Raw genomic sequence first — 14,129 nt, forward strand, 5'->3', positions numbered from 1 at the left:
ACATAATATAACAAATATATATAGATGTACTGCGAATATGAATTTGTATAAAAGCACATAAGTTCTCTGTACTATTTTTGGCTTATATTCATCGCTATTTTAATACATTGGAAAACAAAAGACATCCTATTTTTAACAACATACAACTAAAATTTATATTTATCTATTTATGTATTGTAGTTATAATAACATCTTGTGAAAAGGATAGTTATCGCAATTCTATCTCGGGATTTCAGGAAATAGAAAAAGACCTTTTAGAAAAATTTGGAGAAAAATCGTACTACACGGATGTTACTATCTTACAACATCCTGAATATGGGATGGAGATCAACTTGCTAGTTACTGACAATCCCTACTCTTTTGCAATGGAAGGCTGGAACTATAAAAATGGAGATTGGCAAATGGTATCTGAGGTACAATTAGAATTAGGTAAAGGAAATATTGAAAATTATATGTACAATCTTCATAGCGAGGTTAATATCGTAAAATTAGGATTCCTGGTAAACCTATGTATAGAACGTACTAAAGAAGATGGATTCAAAAACCCGATACCTACCAAAATATCTATAACATCTCCTAATAAAGGAGATAAATCAAGAATGAACTATGTGATACGTCTAGAAGCAAATAACAAAAAAATCAGTTACATATATAGTCTTGAAGGAGATTTAATTGATAAATATGTTTTATAACAATTCAAAAGAGATGTTTGTGTATGAGTTATTGAGGATTTTAGCTAAAATTACAACACATAAGCCAAAGCTTACAAACCTTCTTTTAATTAAATCAGAAATTACAAGTATTCAGTAAAACAACTTTTTTTCAAATAAAAAAGCACAAGATTTATGATTACAATAGTAGCCAATAGGTACCATAAAATATACAAACTGATATATACATGCATTTTTTTAGGTGTAATTTCATCATTCAATACGATAGCGCAGGAAGGTTATTATGTAGTTGCCAACAGCGGGTTAATTGTACGTGATCAACCCTCATTACAAGGAACTAACATTGCAAAACTTCCTTACGGATATCCTATCAATATTATTGAAAAAACAAACCATCAACTTACCATTACTGATCAGGATAAGAAGATTCATGGGTTTTGGATAAAAATTAAATTGACGTATACTGGATATCTAATCCCTCAGGAACAAACAACAGGATATATATTTGATGGATTTATTGAAAAGAAAAATTATAAGCATCAATTAGCATTACAGAAAATTAATCAGGCCACTTTTTGTAATTTGATGTATCGAGATACTCAATGGGATACCAATATAAAAATTGGAGACTATAACAAAATACAAGACTTACTAAAAAACAATATTCTTTTTGATGAATATAAAATGCCGCTTTCAATTACCGCATTTAACGGAGCTCACTATAAGTTTGATATAGAAAGTTCTGACACAGGGTTTAGTGACGGTTGGTCTTTTTACTATCCAGAATTAAAAGTATTGGTTTTAGAAGGAGGGCATAGTAGTGATATGGTTTATGATATAAAAACAGGGGCACACCATCGTATTGGCAACCCAGAATATATGATCACATCCCCTAACAGAAAATATCGTCTCAATGGTTTGTTTGGAGGACAAGAGTGTGTATCCTATTTTTTTGAAAGTAATAATAACGGCAAATTCCAATATATATTAGACATAGATATTCTTAATACTCTTTGTAATATCCAACAGTTTTTATGGCTATCAGATGATACATTTATCATCAGTCATTTTATATATGATGATGGTATAGAAAATGAGATTTTTTACAAAGGAAAAATTAAAAACTTATACTAGATTCTAAGAAAAATACTAAATAAAAAATGTATGAAAAATTTAATACTACTATTATTATCAACAATTTGTTTTTCTTGTATTGATGCAATACAAAACTCAGAAAGTAAAGATAATTTACCTCCTGTAACACAAAAATCAATATTGGATGCTACAAAAAATACTGATTCTCTGCCTGAGGCTAAGGGAACTTTTGACTCTATCGCAACTGGATTAAATTTTAAATCTAAAGGAAATTACAAACAAACAAATCAATCTATAGAACAAGCAAGGGTATCCTATAATAAAGCATATATAAATCAGTCAGATCCTGTTAAAAAAGATACCATTTTAAAAGAAGCCTCTGCTTACTTTACTAAAGCTATCCTTAATGATATTATACCCTATTGGTATGGTACTGAATGGGATTTTAACGGGCATACGAATATCCCTAATGAGGGAGAAATAGCTTGCGGATATTTTGTTTCTACTACATTAAAACATATGGGGATTCAACTAAACAGATATACGATGGCACAACAAGCCTCTAAACTAGAAGTGGAATCTATTGCTATACAAAAAAATAAAACGATTTTCTTCAATCTCAAAAATAGTATTGAACAACTACAACAATTAAAAGACGGGTTATATATTATAGGACTAGACAATCACGTAGGGTATATATACAATCTAAATAGCAGTACCTATTTCATTCATTCTAGTTATATAACGGATCGTGTTATGATCGAACCAGCAGATCAATCAGAAGCTTTTCCTAGTAATGTATATTATCTCGCTTCAATAACTGACAACAAACCATTGATTAAAAAATGGATTTTAGGGCAACGATTATCTATTAAAACTCAATAACAATAAGAAAAGAAATATGATTCTATATGGTTTATTTTAAATACAAATAAAATATCGAGAGCCGCAAAATAAACACCACCTCGTTGATAGATTTTAGAGAATAGCTCTTTCAAGTAGATTCTTAATCCTCTTTAAGCTGTCCTAGAGTAAAAAAACGACTATGAATTACATTTACAAAGGCAGCACTATAGTATTGATGTTATTTATGCAATGGTTATGTGCTCAGGAGCACATACTTAAAGATGATACAGAAACACAAATATTATCATTATACATTGATACAGATACGACAAAAACAAGATCAAACATGGGTTTTATTCGACAAACATTCGAAAACAAGCATCCAGAAAAAATAGCCATAGACACCTGTTTCTTCAATAAGGAAATAGGGCTGGATAAGGAATTCTATCACCAACACAAAATGAGAATAGAAAAAACCATTGACAAGCAATCAAAGCATTATTTGATTTACAATAGTAATGATCTTAATAAAATCAAATACAAAGAAAACTACAATCAGCATCTCGATAAGAAATTATCAATTTCATCCACATATAAACGCTATCATTATTTCCCTAAGACCTCTATACCATTAGAAGGGTATTTTGAAATGTATGATGACTCAAAACCGTATAATGAGATAACATATGAACCTACTGTATACGATGAGCCTACATCTAAAGACTGGTGTGGTACACCCCTTATGTCAAGGCGTTATAAAAGTTTAAGAAATGCTGGAGGTTTGTTTTCTGAAGGTTTAAGAAATGGGAAATGGGTTGTCTTTGTTGATTATCGTTTTGCAAAAACAGAGGAACATTATAGTAAAGGAATCAGGGATGGTCTATATATCGTGTATAATAAAAACAATAAGATTTTATATCAAACCAAATTCATAAAGGGTACAGGAGAAGAAAGAACCTATCGCAAGGATGGTAGTATCCACACAATTAAATTTTATAAGAATGGAAAAATTGATTATTCTCAACCTATAACTCACTTTTATAGTAATGGACAAACAGCAATCTTATATGATTACCCTAACAATATAATAAAGCGGTTTTATAAAAATGGAGTTATTTTTAGCACGCAACAGACTTTACAAACAAACAACCATTATGTCTCACATGGAACCTATAAAGACTATAATAGAGCTGGACACTTAAAATCACAAAAATATTATGAATACAATAGGCTTATCAATTTCATAACCTATGACGATAAAGGAAGAATTGAGACTATCAATTCGGGGAATATGACACAACATTTTAAACGAGGTAAGTTGAAAAAGATCCAGCTATACAATGATTTTAAAGGGCAACATCAAATCATAAATTTTTAGAAAACAAAACAGATGCAAATAGTAAAAAACATAATCATAGCAAGTATTCTATTTATCATTAACTTCAACTATGCACAAGAACAAGAAAGTTGGCGGATGTATTACAATCAGGATTCTACATTAATTGGATATAAAGATCATCTGGATAAAATAATGATTCCCCCCAAATTCATGGGATATACACATGCTCATAAGCTAGACCATATTATAGCAGTAACAGAGCCTGAAGATAAAGGATATATCAATTATTATATCACTAAAGAAAAAAAAGTTGTAGGAAGAGACAGTCTATACACCCTAGACAATACCGCTGACTGTGAGCGTGAAGGTTTTATACGCTTTAGAGATCCTATTACTGATCTCGTAGGGCTCTTTAATCAAAAAGGAGAGATTACTATTCCTGCATCCTACTCTATGCTCCAACCCGTAACAAATAATGTAGTTATAGGTCTTTATGGTGCTTCTAAAAAATATAAAGATGATAAGCATCAAAGAGGATGCAATCATTATTCCTGGGAAGGAGGTAACGTATACCTGTTAGACACCAAAGGAAACATACTGGTAGAAAATTTTGAATATGAATATGAGACTAACTTATTTTCACTGCAAATCACGAACCAAAAGCCTCTCGATTCTTTGAGAAAAAGTTATGTAGGAAAAAACAAAAAATACTATTCTGTCATTAATTATGAAGAAGAATTTACACAATGGATAGAAAAACACCTCTATATTGATCTTACGTTAGAAAAACTGAAAACAATCAGCTATCCTAAGATTACACATTGGGTACCCGAAACAAAATGGAAACAAACTCCTGCATCAGAATTTCTGACAACTAATTTTAAACACATCAAACAACTCTTACAGTTGACTAAAGAAAAGAAAGTTGATTATTTCATCACCATGGATGGACTTAATCCATTTATGTATGAAACAACAGAGTACGATCAATACTTCGATAATTGCAGACAGGCCAGAAGGAAGCAATATCCCGTGTTAGCGCTATATATCAACCAAATGTTTGGTGAAGAATCTGATCAAAAATCGTTACACTTCTTACGAACAGATAAAGGCTATAAGTTAATACAGGTATCTATAAATTAATTTTAATTATTAATCTAACAATAATTTACAAATAAACACCAGATCCATTCGAATATGCAGGTAATGTAGCTAAATGTATATTTCATCTATTCCGTATTGCTAACTATTAATACATTCGTACAACAATTTTATATAATCTATTATAATTATAATCTATGAAATTTTACAGTTTTTTCTTTATCCTATTACTTACCATCTTCCCAGTCTTTTCTCAATCTACCATCACATTTGATGATTCAAACATTGAAGCGGCTGTGCGCAAATCAATCAGAAAAGAGACAGGAGATATCACCGCAGAAGAAGTAAAACAAATAAAAAAATTACGCCTTGGTGATCAACAAATCAGCAGTTTTAAAGGCATCAAACAACTTGTGAATTTACAGGAGATAGGCTTGTATGGTGCTACTATAGAAAGCTTTGCTGGATTAACTGATCTTCCTAATCTAAAAAAATTAAATATTGCCAGTAGTAATATAACTACGGTTCATAAACTTGCAAAATTAACAAGCTTACAAGAGTTATATCTACACGAAAATTCTATAGAAGATATTAGTCCGCTTAAAAACTTAACAGCATTAGAAAAATTAACACTATCAGGTAATAACATCTCTGATATCTCTGTTGTTGCAGATTTAAAAAAACTAACTGTATTAGCTATAGAAAATAACCCGATTAAAGACATTAGTGCTGTTAGTGAATTAACGGAGTTAACTGTCCTAAAATTTGGGTATACAGAAGTAACAAGTATTGCACCCATTGCAAAACTCTCTAACCTAGTTCGCATTTCTATGACCAAACTAGCAGTTACTGATATATCTGCACTTTCTAACTTACAAAAGTTAGAGAAATTATGGATGCATAGTAACAAAAAAGTAACCGAGATCTCAGCATTAAAAGATCTTATACACCTTAACGAACTGGGTATACAATTCTGTAATATCCATGATATTCAACCACTAGAAAAACTGACCAAATTAAAAAAACTGGATATCAACAATAATCGTATCGCTACGATAGCTGTATTAAAAAATCTCACTAATTTAGAATGGTTGACTATGAATGAAAACCAAATCTCTGATATCAGTGCTTTAACAGAATTAACACACCTAAGACATCTGAGTGCTTCAAAAAATACGATATCAGATCTCAAACCTTTATTAAATTTAACAACAAATCTGGAGAGTGTGAACCTATACGGTAATCCAATACAAAAAGACAAATCCTTCGAAAAAATTTCAAACCTAATAGAAGTAAGAATATAATCACTAAAATAACACTATGACAATCAAAACTTTACTAACAAGCATGCTACTATGTTTTATTGTGCAAAACTCTATTGCCCAATCAACCATTACAATCAAAGATGACAACCTAAAAAATCATATTTTAAAAGAATTAGAAAAATCCGGAGGATCAGAAATCACAAAGGAAGAGGCCGCTAGTATAACTACATTAAAGGTTAGCAAAGGAGCTATTACATCCTTAGATGGAATAGAAGCACTTACCAATCTAACCACGCTAAGGATGTACAATGTTAAAATAAATGACATCTCAAAGCTATCAAGCCTAACAAAACTTAAAAAATTAGAGTTACACAAAAATAATATTAAGGATATTTCTCCTCTAAAAAACCTTACAGAATTAGGTTTCTTAAAACTTGCAAATAATCAGATTGATGATATCAGTCCACTTAGTGGCCTAGTTAATTTATGGAGATTAAACCTTTATAACAATACAGTTAATAGCGTAGAACCTTTAAAAAATCTAACACAGTTAAAACATCTTAACTTAGGTAAAACAAAAAATATCAAGGACATTAGTCCACTGAGTTCTCATGTTAACATAACAACGCTTTTCTTATCTGGCAATCAGATTGAAGACATCTCTGCCATTGCTAATTTTGAATCTCTAAAATACTTAGGTTTAGAAAACAACAAAATCAAAGATATAAGTGCCTTAGCAAAATTATCAAAATTACAAGCTGTAGATATTGCAGATAATGCCATTAAGGATATTTCTGTTCTTAAAGGAAAAGAAAATGTAGTTAACTTAACTGCTGCTAACAATCAAATATCAGACATTTCAGTATTAGAATTTCTCCCTAAACTAGAATATCTGTTTTTATCAGGAAATCAAATATCAGACCTTACAGTTTTATCTAAGGTACAAGGAGTACAAAAATTAGAATTAGCAAACAATAAGATTACTGATATCTCCCCTATTTCTAAAATGATATCTTTAGAAGAATTAAATCTTTCTGCTAATCAAATAAGTAAATTGAGTTTCTCATCAGATCTTATAAAATTAAGAGTATTATACTTAAAAGAAAATCAGATTAAAGATATTAAACCAATTTTAAAGTTAGGAGCCATCACTTTCCTGGAACTATCTTCTAATCAAATATCATCGTATGCTAAATTAGCAGAGCTACCTAAAATAGGATATATCAACCTTGAAAACAATAAAGTCACAGATGGAACTGCTCAGAACGCTAGTTTTACCAAAAAGGTTAAAATAAAATTAAAAGGTAATCCATCTAAATAAATGCAGGTAAGCAAATACGCAGACCAAATTTGATCAAAGCAATGTAATGAAGTATTGTTTATTATATACTCTTATTTTCATCTCTGCCTGTACCTCAAATAACTCTCTGGTGCCATCTGACATTAGGATTATTTCGCAATACCACACACTTGATGAAAAAGTAAGTCCAAAATATGTGAATTGTGCCAGAGAAATACAAACTTTCAGAACCAGAGAGATGTATGATTGTTCTTTTACGATAGAGGGATTAGAATTCGATATACTTCAACACTTTTTATTTGATTATAAAGGAAATCTCAAAGAATTTTGGGATTATAAAGCAGAAGGTCCGCTGGTTTATACAATGGAAGCATTAAAAAAAGACCTCCCTCTTTTTAAACAAGTAAGAGCAGACAGAAAAGGGTATCAGCTATCTGAAGACGGACTTTTGTTAGTAAATCTTACAGACACTTTGCCTATTGAAAAAATATTCAGAAAGCAACAAATCATTTTGATACAACAATTTGGCGAATTAAAGAAAAGAGACCAGCGGATACTTTTTGAATATGAATTGTTATCTAAACACTTGGACTAATTGTTGTCAAAGAAATGAACTAATTCAAAGAATAAAAATATCAAATATAAACACGACCCTTACGAATATTGTTTTATTCATGATTGTTCACAAGAAATTATATAATTTTATATCCATATTAACAGGTTTAAAATAAAGAAAATGAGAAAATTATTATCTATAGTAACCCTAAGTCTATTACTAACTTCTTGCATGAGTACCGAAGAGAAAAAAATAAAAGCTGAAGAAGAAGGAAACGCGTTAGTATCCATTAAATCAAAACTAGTAAAAGGAGCCGGTGATGCACTCAAAACAGATGGGAAAGAAGCGCTCGAATCTGCAAGCGAAGGTGTTTCTGAAGCTTTCAAAGGAATCACTTCTGGGTATGACAAAAGCATCAATCAAGCCAAAATAGTACCAGATAGTACCTTTTCAAAAACCTTTGAAATTGGTCGTACGCAAAAAGTATATAGTGATACTACAAATAGTAAGAAGGTAAGTGTATATCTGGTAAGTAATGAGAATTTTGAAGGTAAAATTAAGCTAAAAGCCTTTGATCAATCAGATAAAGAAATTGGAAGAAGCACTATGAAACTAAAGGTAGAAGAAGATGAGGCACAATTTTTTGATTTTGAGTTTGATAACAGAACTCCATTATTACAGGCAACATATTTTATGATTTCCGGCAAACCTACAGTACAATAATGCTACTCTACAATCATAACGACACCTCTAAAAGCTAAAAATATAATAACAAATGATAAAACAACAACGTAAGGGTTTCACATACATTTTACCACTACTCATTCTATGTACACAGTTTAATTTTGCTCAGGAATATAAAAAATACATTCCGTATCAGCATGAGAATCTTTGGGGAATTATTGACTCCACACAACAGGTCATTATCAAGTCACAATACAAAGATATTAATGTTATAGGAAAACTAGACTACGTACAATTTGATAATAAAACGCTGATTGATATGTCTACCGGACAAGAAATACCAAATGCCGGAAACCATACAACTACTGTAACCATAGAAAATCAACTATATCACTTATTTAATACCGATGAGAAATCTGTTTTAATCAATTTAGAAAAAAAAGATACCATCACCTTATCATTACAATACCAATACATGTCTAATCTGGTTGTTACGGATAAAAAATCTGATCAACAACATCAATACATTCTGGGAAAGCTAGGGTTTGAGGAATATGTATTATTAAAAAATACTAAAAAATTACCCCTTGCCATTTCAGCAAAGTCTGTGGCATTAGATGTTTTAGAAGATAACAACAATACTAATATAGCTATAGTTATCAAAAAAGGTAGTAAATCTATGGTATATGGGTCTAATGTACAATTAAAAAAAACCTTCACTCATGATGGATCATCAGATTTATTAACCAACGAACAATTAAAAAATTTAGCTTCCTCCTGGGGTGAAGAAGGACTCAGATTGACCTGTATTAGTTGTGAGGAAATATACGATGACAGCTGGTACATCAATGATGAATCTCAATTACCAAAAGCGATCAAATTAAAGACCAATAGTGATTACACAGTATTTTTAAAAACAGATGCGACGACGACTATCGAAGGGAACGCCCGTACATTAGCCGTGGATTATAGCGTACTGGATATTAAAACTATTTCTGCAAAAGGAATTACCATTATTGTAGATGACCGATATGTTAGACCTCAAAAATTAATGTTTCCTAAGGGGATATTATTAGAAGACTAATATGCATTAATAATTCAAAATAGAAAGAATGAATCCATTAAGAACAAGAATACTTACCCTCTTCATTATGTGTATGACTTTTGTCAATTATGCACAAACATACCTATCATGGAATGATGTAGAAAGCACCAAATTTGGTAAAGAGCTTATTTTTAAATTACGAAAGGATGATACGACACTGAATGGAAATTATAAATTATCAGAATCCAGTGGAGCTTATGCCGATGTGTCTTTTAACAATGGAAAAATTGATGGATCTTATATAAGCTATGATTTTGAAGGCAGAAAAATATCTGAAGCTACTTATAGCGATGGAAAAATAGAAGGAAAAAGCAGCACTTATTTTCAAGATGGAAAAATTGCTTCAGAATATTACTACAAAAACCACGAACCTACAGGTACCTGGTTAGAATACAACAGAAAAGGCGAAATCATGGTAACCCAAAATTATAAGGATGGCAAAAAAAATGGAAAATGGACAAAAACCTTACGTTATCCTGCAGAAAACATAACATCTGTTGTAACAGAATACTACAAAAATGATGAGCACACAGGAAATTGGGAAGAACGTCTCAAAGACGGTAAACTAAAGTGGGAGAAAAAATATAGTGCGCATACCGATTATGTTAAAAAAAGCTATTATCTAAATGGTAAACTGGCAGAAGAAATAGAAATAAAAGACCGCAAGAAAAACGGCATTACTACACAATATACAAAAGAAGGTATTTTACGATATAAAATCAATTATGAAAATGACTATATCACTTATAAAGAAGTTTATTTTAAAAACGGAACTTTAAAAAATAAAACACATTATAAATATGGTAATATAAATGGTTCTTATATCGAATATTCAGATAATGGAATAAAAATAACGGAAGGAAACTATAAAGACACATATAAAGATGGTGTTTGGAAAATTTTTGAAGATCGAAAAGGAAGGTTACTCACAGAAACCACCTACGAAAATGATGAAAAAAACGGGATGTTTACCCAGTATAATGATGCTCAAAAAGTAGCATCCCAAGGAACATATCTACACGGAAAAAAACATGATACCTGGAAATATTACGATCTAAGTGGTGACATTACCAGAGAAGTAGTTTTTGATAAAGGTAATAAGGTATCAGAGCAAAATTTTAATTAGATGGCTAAGCTGAAATAAGCTATCACTTTCAATAAAATGACATTGAACGATCAACCGGCACAATTAGGTCCTGACATAACTCCGATTGAAAAAGACGGAAGTAAAAATAGAATGGTTAAAAAAGGACATATGATGTACTTAAAACCATCAAACTGGTTATATGGTGCTGTCTGGATTCTAAGAGTGATGATTATCGCATTTTGGGGAAGTGTCATCTATAATATCTATACGCTCAATTTTATTTTATTTGATGAATTATGGCTGTTTTTCTCCATCTTATGGACGCTAGTCTATTATTTTATAGGGATCCTTTTTAGTCTTTATTCGCTGATATTAACTGCTAAGTATAAAGCAAAAGAATATTTTGACAATAAGAATGGGGTATACAAGATCTATCAACCGGAGGAAGATACTGATCTGAATAATGAAATATCAGATATCAGTTCACTTCAGCTTATTGGATATCAAAAGTATCATACTGAACGATATTATTCAAAAAATAGTGGTTCAACAAGTGCTGTAGTATTGACTGCTATTTTTCAATTGATTATAATAACCTCAAAAGGTGAACGGAAACTTGTTGCCAATTTTGTAAAGCGATCGAATGCCATACGCCAAAGTCGTCGGTTATCCAAGTTTATTAATAAACCGTTGCTCAATTATACTGACCATCTAGAATCTAATGATGAGGCAGAAAGCAAAATTGGTAAGATGATATCTTCTCGTCATATTTTGCATAGTACATTCAAAACAAAAATGTGTAAAAAAGATATTTTAGAAGAAATAGAAGCAGCTGATTTCTCTGCAAAATCACTATCAAAAAACACATATATCTTACAAAAGAAACAACACTACGACACTAATTTTTATGGTAAACACCTTCCTGCCAAAATAAAGCTCACCTTAGAAGAGTTTCAAGAAGGTACCTCCATATCATTGAAGAGTATATTCAGATATGAATTTCTAGTATATCTGGGAATCACTCTACTCATTTCTTACATACTTGATTGGGACAACCCCTATATTCACGTATTATTTATTTTTTTAGGAATCGGTTGGTATTTTTATAGAATGTATGAAAAAACCAATATGGCTGCAATCGTAGAACTATTAGTAGAAGAAAAAGAAAAATTACCAATCCTCAATCCTGAATATTTACATAAAAAGGATAAGGTATAAACAAGAAAAAGACATCAAAATCAAATATTGTTTGCATAACATTCACAGCAAATTTTAGGAGAATTTTGGCTCATTTTTTACTGATTCCTATCGCATTTGGGATTTGCTAATATTTGGTTATCATCATCATTCTCATTAAATCCTGTTTCATAACTTCCCATGACACTGAGGTTAATTCCATTATGGTTTAGACAAAAAGAAACTTCAGGTCCATCTTCCAGATACATTAAGTTATATACTTTTAGAGATAATTGTAGAAGGATATTTACAAAACCATATGCTTTATAGGGAGATCTGGACATAATAAACAGCGTATTACCCTCCTTATCTTTGCTAATAATCACTATGCTCCACTTTTTATCTTGCTAGCTCCATCTATTTTTTGATGGCAATCCACTATTCTTATAGACTGACTATAAGAATTATTTTTTTCTTATGATTCATTATCATTTATTTGAATCGTATTAGACTACTATACTACGTAGATTTCTAAATACTTCACTTTTTAAATATGAAACTAACAGATATTGAACGTAAAAGGATATTGCCTTTTAGTAGAAATGCTAAGAATAAAAAAGACCGGTATTCTTTATTATCAGAAACTGTATTAAAAGATTTAAGGATATATTATAAGCAATGGAACCCCATAGAATATCTATTTGAAGGGCAAAAAGGAGGTAAGTACAGTACCACAAGTGTAGAAAATATTGTTACTAAAGCAGCGCAAAAATCAGGAATCCTTAAAAAAGTAACTCCTCATATGCTAAGGCATTCCTTTGCTACTCATCTATTAGAAAATGGAACAGATCTGCGTTATATCCAAACTTTATTAGGTCATAGTTCTAGTAAAACAACAGAAATTTATACACAAGTAGCAACTAACAATTTGAGGTCAATCAAAAATCCATTAGATTTGTGAATAGTATTAAAAGAATAAACCCAATTGGGTTTATTCAATTGTTGTACAACATTGACCTGACAAAATGAATAATCGAAATGAAGCAATATTTCCCATTATAACTTTTGACCCAGACAAGAATATATGGAAATGTTTGGGAACTGGTTTTTTCATAAATCTAGTTGGAGCTTTTGTCACTGCCAAGCATTTATTTTTTAAGGACGGAAAACAAACGGAACAAACTCTCTATGGAGTTCAAAATATAGAAAATAAAGAATATCATTTACGCCCAGTGACTCAATTAGTTCCAAATAAGAGTGCAGATGTAATGATTGGTACTTTGGGAAAAAGACGATTACAAGATAAAACAGATGTAGGTGCAAACACCTCAGTATATTTCGCATTGGATTTTGAAAAATTAGATAACGGAGAAAAGATTTTCACATTTGCTTATCCAAATAGTGAAAAAACGAATTTAGAAACTGGAGAAACTGAATTTTTGTTTAAAGGTATAAATTCCCTTGGGACTATAGTGGATTTTTGCGAAAATGGTTCCTATAAAGTAAAAAACAGATGTTATCAAACAAATATGGATATCCAAGGAGGGGCAAGCGGTGGTCCAGTATTCAAAAATGGTTATGTTATAGGGATTAACTCGAGTTCATTTGACCTAACTGAAGGTGAAGAACCGATATCTTATATTACACCTATCGATTTTATAACAGAATTAAATGTAAAGGAAAATGGGAAATTAATTTCTGTAAAAGAACTAATTGAAAAAGAATACATAAAAGTAAAATAACGTTGTACAACACTATATATAGGTACGTTAAAGGGACATAGTTTACACTTTTTCAAGTTATAATTTGAGACAAAAATCAAATTATTATGCCTTGGAAAAACACAACAACTATGGAACAAAAAATTGAATTTATTTGTGAATGGCGTACTGGAAAATATTCCA

General features: G+C 30.8%; 15 protein-coding genes. 14 read left to right on the plus strand and 1 reads right to left on the minus strand.

What is annotated here, in order from left to right; genetic code table 11:
• Positions 1 to 107: 107 nt before the first annotated feature.
• The 12 genes from ABD816_RS02650 to ABD816_RS02705 all read left to right on the plus strand — a co-directional run bounded on the left by ABD816_RS02650 (position 108) and on the right by ABD816_RS02705 (position 12,267).
• Entirely contained in the window at positions 108 to 692 is a 585-nt protein-coding gene (locus ABD816_RS02650) for a hypothetical protein (protein ID WP_344924475.1), read from the plus strand.
• A gap of 153 nt (positions 693 to 845) precedes the next feature.
• Complete coding sequence (locus ABD816_RS02655; protein ID WP_344924476.1) at positions 846 to 1,805, plus strand: SH3 domain-containing protein; 960 nt, start codon at positions 846 to 848, stop codon at positions 1,803 to 1,805.
• Positions 1,806 to 1,835: 30 nt separating this feature from the next.
• Entirely contained in the window at positions 1,836 to 2,651 is an 816-nt protein-coding gene (locus ABD816_RS02660) for a hypothetical protein (protein ID WP_344924479.1), read from the plus strand.
• Between the two features lie 160 nt (positions 2,652 to 2,811).
• Positions 2,812 to 3,990: a toxin-antitoxin system YwqK family antitoxin gene (locus tag ABD816_RS02665; protein WP_344924481.1), complete on the plus strand. Its 1,179-nt coding sequence runs from the start codon at positions 2,812 to 2,814 to the stop codon at positions 3,988 to 3,990.
• A gap of 12 nt (positions 3,991 to 4,002) precedes the next feature.
• On the plus strand, positions 4,003 to 5,094 hold the full coding sequence (locus ABD816_RS02670; protein WP_344924483.1) for a hypothetical protein: 1,092 nt from the start codon (positions 4,003 to 4,005) through the stop codon (positions 5,092 to 5,094).
• A gap of 155 nt (positions 5,095 to 5,249) precedes the next feature.
• On the plus strand, positions 5,250 to 6,356 hold the full coding sequence (locus tag ABD816_RS02675; protein ID WP_344924486.1) for a leucine-rich repeat domain-containing protein: 1,107 nt from the start codon (positions 5,250 to 5,252) through the stop codon (positions 6,354 to 6,356).
• 16 nt (positions 6,357 to 6,372) lie between these two features.
• On the plus strand, positions 6,373 to 7,638 hold the full coding sequence (locus ABD816_RS02680) for a leucine-rich repeat domain-containing protein (RefSeq protein WP_344924488.1): 1,266 nt from the start codon (positions 6,373 to 6,375) through the stop codon (positions 7,636 to 7,638).
• A gap of 46 nt (positions 7,639 to 7,684) precedes the next feature.
• Complete coding sequence (locus ABD816_RS02685) at positions 7,685 to 8,212, plus strand: hypothetical protein (protein WP_344924490.1); 528 nt, start codon at positions 7,685 to 7,687, stop codon at positions 8,210 to 8,212.
• 141 nt (positions 8,213 to 8,353) lie between these two features.
• Positions 8,354 to 8,896 (plus strand): hypothetical protein, encoded by a 543-nt coding sequence (locus ABD816_RS02690; protein ID WP_344924492.1) that lies wholly within the window; start codon positions 8,354 to 8,356, stop codon positions 8,894 to 8,896.
• A 52-nt stretch (positions 8,897 to 8,948) separates the two neighbouring features.
• Positions 8,949 to 9,941, plus strand: coding sequence for a hypothetical protein (locus tag ABD816_RS02695; protein ID WP_344924494.1), 993 nt, complete (start codon positions 8,949 to 8,951; stop codon positions 9,939 to 9,941).
• A gap of 28 nt (positions 9,942 to 9,969) precedes the next feature.
• Positions 9,970 to 11,088, plus strand: a complete 1,119-nt coding sequence (locus ABD816_RS02700; protein ID WP_344924496.1) for a toxin-antitoxin system YwqK family antitoxin — start codon at positions 9,970 to 9,972, stop codon at positions 11,086 to 11,088.
• A gap of 36 nt (positions 11,089 to 11,124) precedes the next feature.
• Complete coding sequence (locus ABD816_RS02705) at positions 11,125 to 12,267, plus strand: hypothetical protein (RefSeq protein WP_344924498.1); 1,143 nt, start codon at positions 11,125 to 11,127, stop codon at positions 12,265 to 12,267.
• A gap of 77 nt (positions 12,268 to 12,344) precedes the next feature.
• Here ABD816_RS02705 and ABD816_RS02710 read toward each other — a convergent pair whose 3' ends face one another.
• Positions 12,345 to 12,611 (minus strand): hypothetical protein, encoded by a 267-nt coding sequence (locus tag ABD816_RS02710; protein ID WP_344924500.1) that lies wholly within the window; start codon positions 12,609 to 12,611, stop codon positions 12,345 to 12,347.
• Positions 12,612 to 12,778: 167 nt separating this feature from the next.
• On the opposite strand from ABD816_RS02710, the gene ABD816_RS02715 reads away from it, so the two are divergent.
• Both ABD816_RS02715 and ABD816_RS02720 read left to right on the plus strand, forming a co-directional pair.
• The gene (locus tag ABD816_RS02715) at positions 12,779 to 13,186 is read left to right on the plus strand and encodes a tyrosine-type recombinase/integrase (protein WP_344924502.1); all 408 of its coding nucleotides are present in this window, start codon (positions 12,779 to 12,781) and stop codon (positions 13,184 to 13,186) included.
• Positions 13,187 to 13,250: 64 nt separating this feature from the next.
• The gene (locus tag ABD816_RS02720; RefSeq protein WP_344924504.1) at positions 13,251 to 13,967 is read left to right on the plus strand and encodes a trypsin-like peptidase domain-containing protein; all 717 of its coding nucleotides are present in this window, start codon (positions 13,251 to 13,253) and stop codon (positions 13,965 to 13,967) included.
• Positions 13,968 to 14,129: the final 162 nt, after the last annotated feature.

It is taken from the genome of Aquimarina addita (assembly GCF_039539305.1).
GTDB classification, from domain to species: Bacteria; Bacteroidota; Bacteroidia; order Flavobacteriales; family Flavobacteriaceae; genus Aquimarina; species Aquimarina addita.

What these genes read in the sequence shown, in the direction of transcription:
- ABD816_RS02695 (WP_344924494.1), top strand. Translation starts at nt 8,949, where the DNA reads ATGATAAAACAACAACGTAAGGGTTTCACATACATTTTACCACTACTC.
- ABD816_RS02685 (WP_344924490.1), top strand. Translation starts at nt 7,685, where the DNA reads ATGAAGTATTGTTTATTATATACTCTTATTTTCATCTCTGCCTGTACC.
- ABD816_RS02700 (WP_344924496.1), top strand. Translation starts at nt 9,970, where the DNA reads ATGAATCCATTAAGAACAAGAATACTTACCCTCTTCATTATGTGTATG.
- ABD816_RS02705 (WP_344924498.1), top strand. Translation starts at nt 11,125, where the DNA reads ATGACATTGAACGATCAACCGGCACAATTAGGTCCTGACATAACTCCG.
- ABD816_RS02670 (WP_344924483.1), top strand. Translation starts at nt 4,003, where the DNA reads ATGCAAATAGTAAAAAACATAATCATAGCAAGTATTCTATTTATCATT.
- ABD816_RS02675 (WP_344924486.1), top strand. Translation starts at nt 5,250, where the DNA reads ATGAAATTTTACAGTTTTTTCTTTATCCTATTACTTACCATCTTCCCA.
- ABD816_RS02720 (WP_344924504.1), top strand. Translation starts at nt 13,251, where the DNA reads ATGAATAATCGAAATGAAGCAATATTTCCCATTATAACTTTTGACCCA.
- ABD816_RS02655 (WP_344924476.1), top strand. Translation starts at nt 846, where the DNA reads ATGATTACAATAGTAGCCAATAGGTACCATAAAATATACAAACTGATA.
- ABD816_RS02665 (WP_344924481.1), top strand. Translation starts at nt 2,812, where the DNA reads ATGAATTACATTTACAAAGGCAGCACTATAGTATTGATGTTATTTATG.
- ABD816_RS02680 (WP_344924488.1), top strand. Translation starts at nt 6,373, where the DNA reads ATGACAATCAAAACTTTACTAACAAGCATGCTACTATGTTTTATTGTG.
- ABD816_RS02715 (WP_344924502.1), top strand. Translation starts at nt 12,779, where the DNA reads ATGAAACTAACAGATATTGAACGTAAAAGGATATTGCCTTTTAGTAGA.
- ABD816_RS02660 (WP_344924479.1), top strand. Translation starts at nt 1,836, where the DNA reads ATGAAAAATTTAATACTACTATTATTATCAACAATTTGTTTTTCTTGT.
- ABD816_RS02690 (WP_344924492.1), top strand. Translation starts at nt 8,354, where the DNA reads ATGAGAAAATTATTATCTATAGTAACCCTAAGTCTATTACTAACTTCT.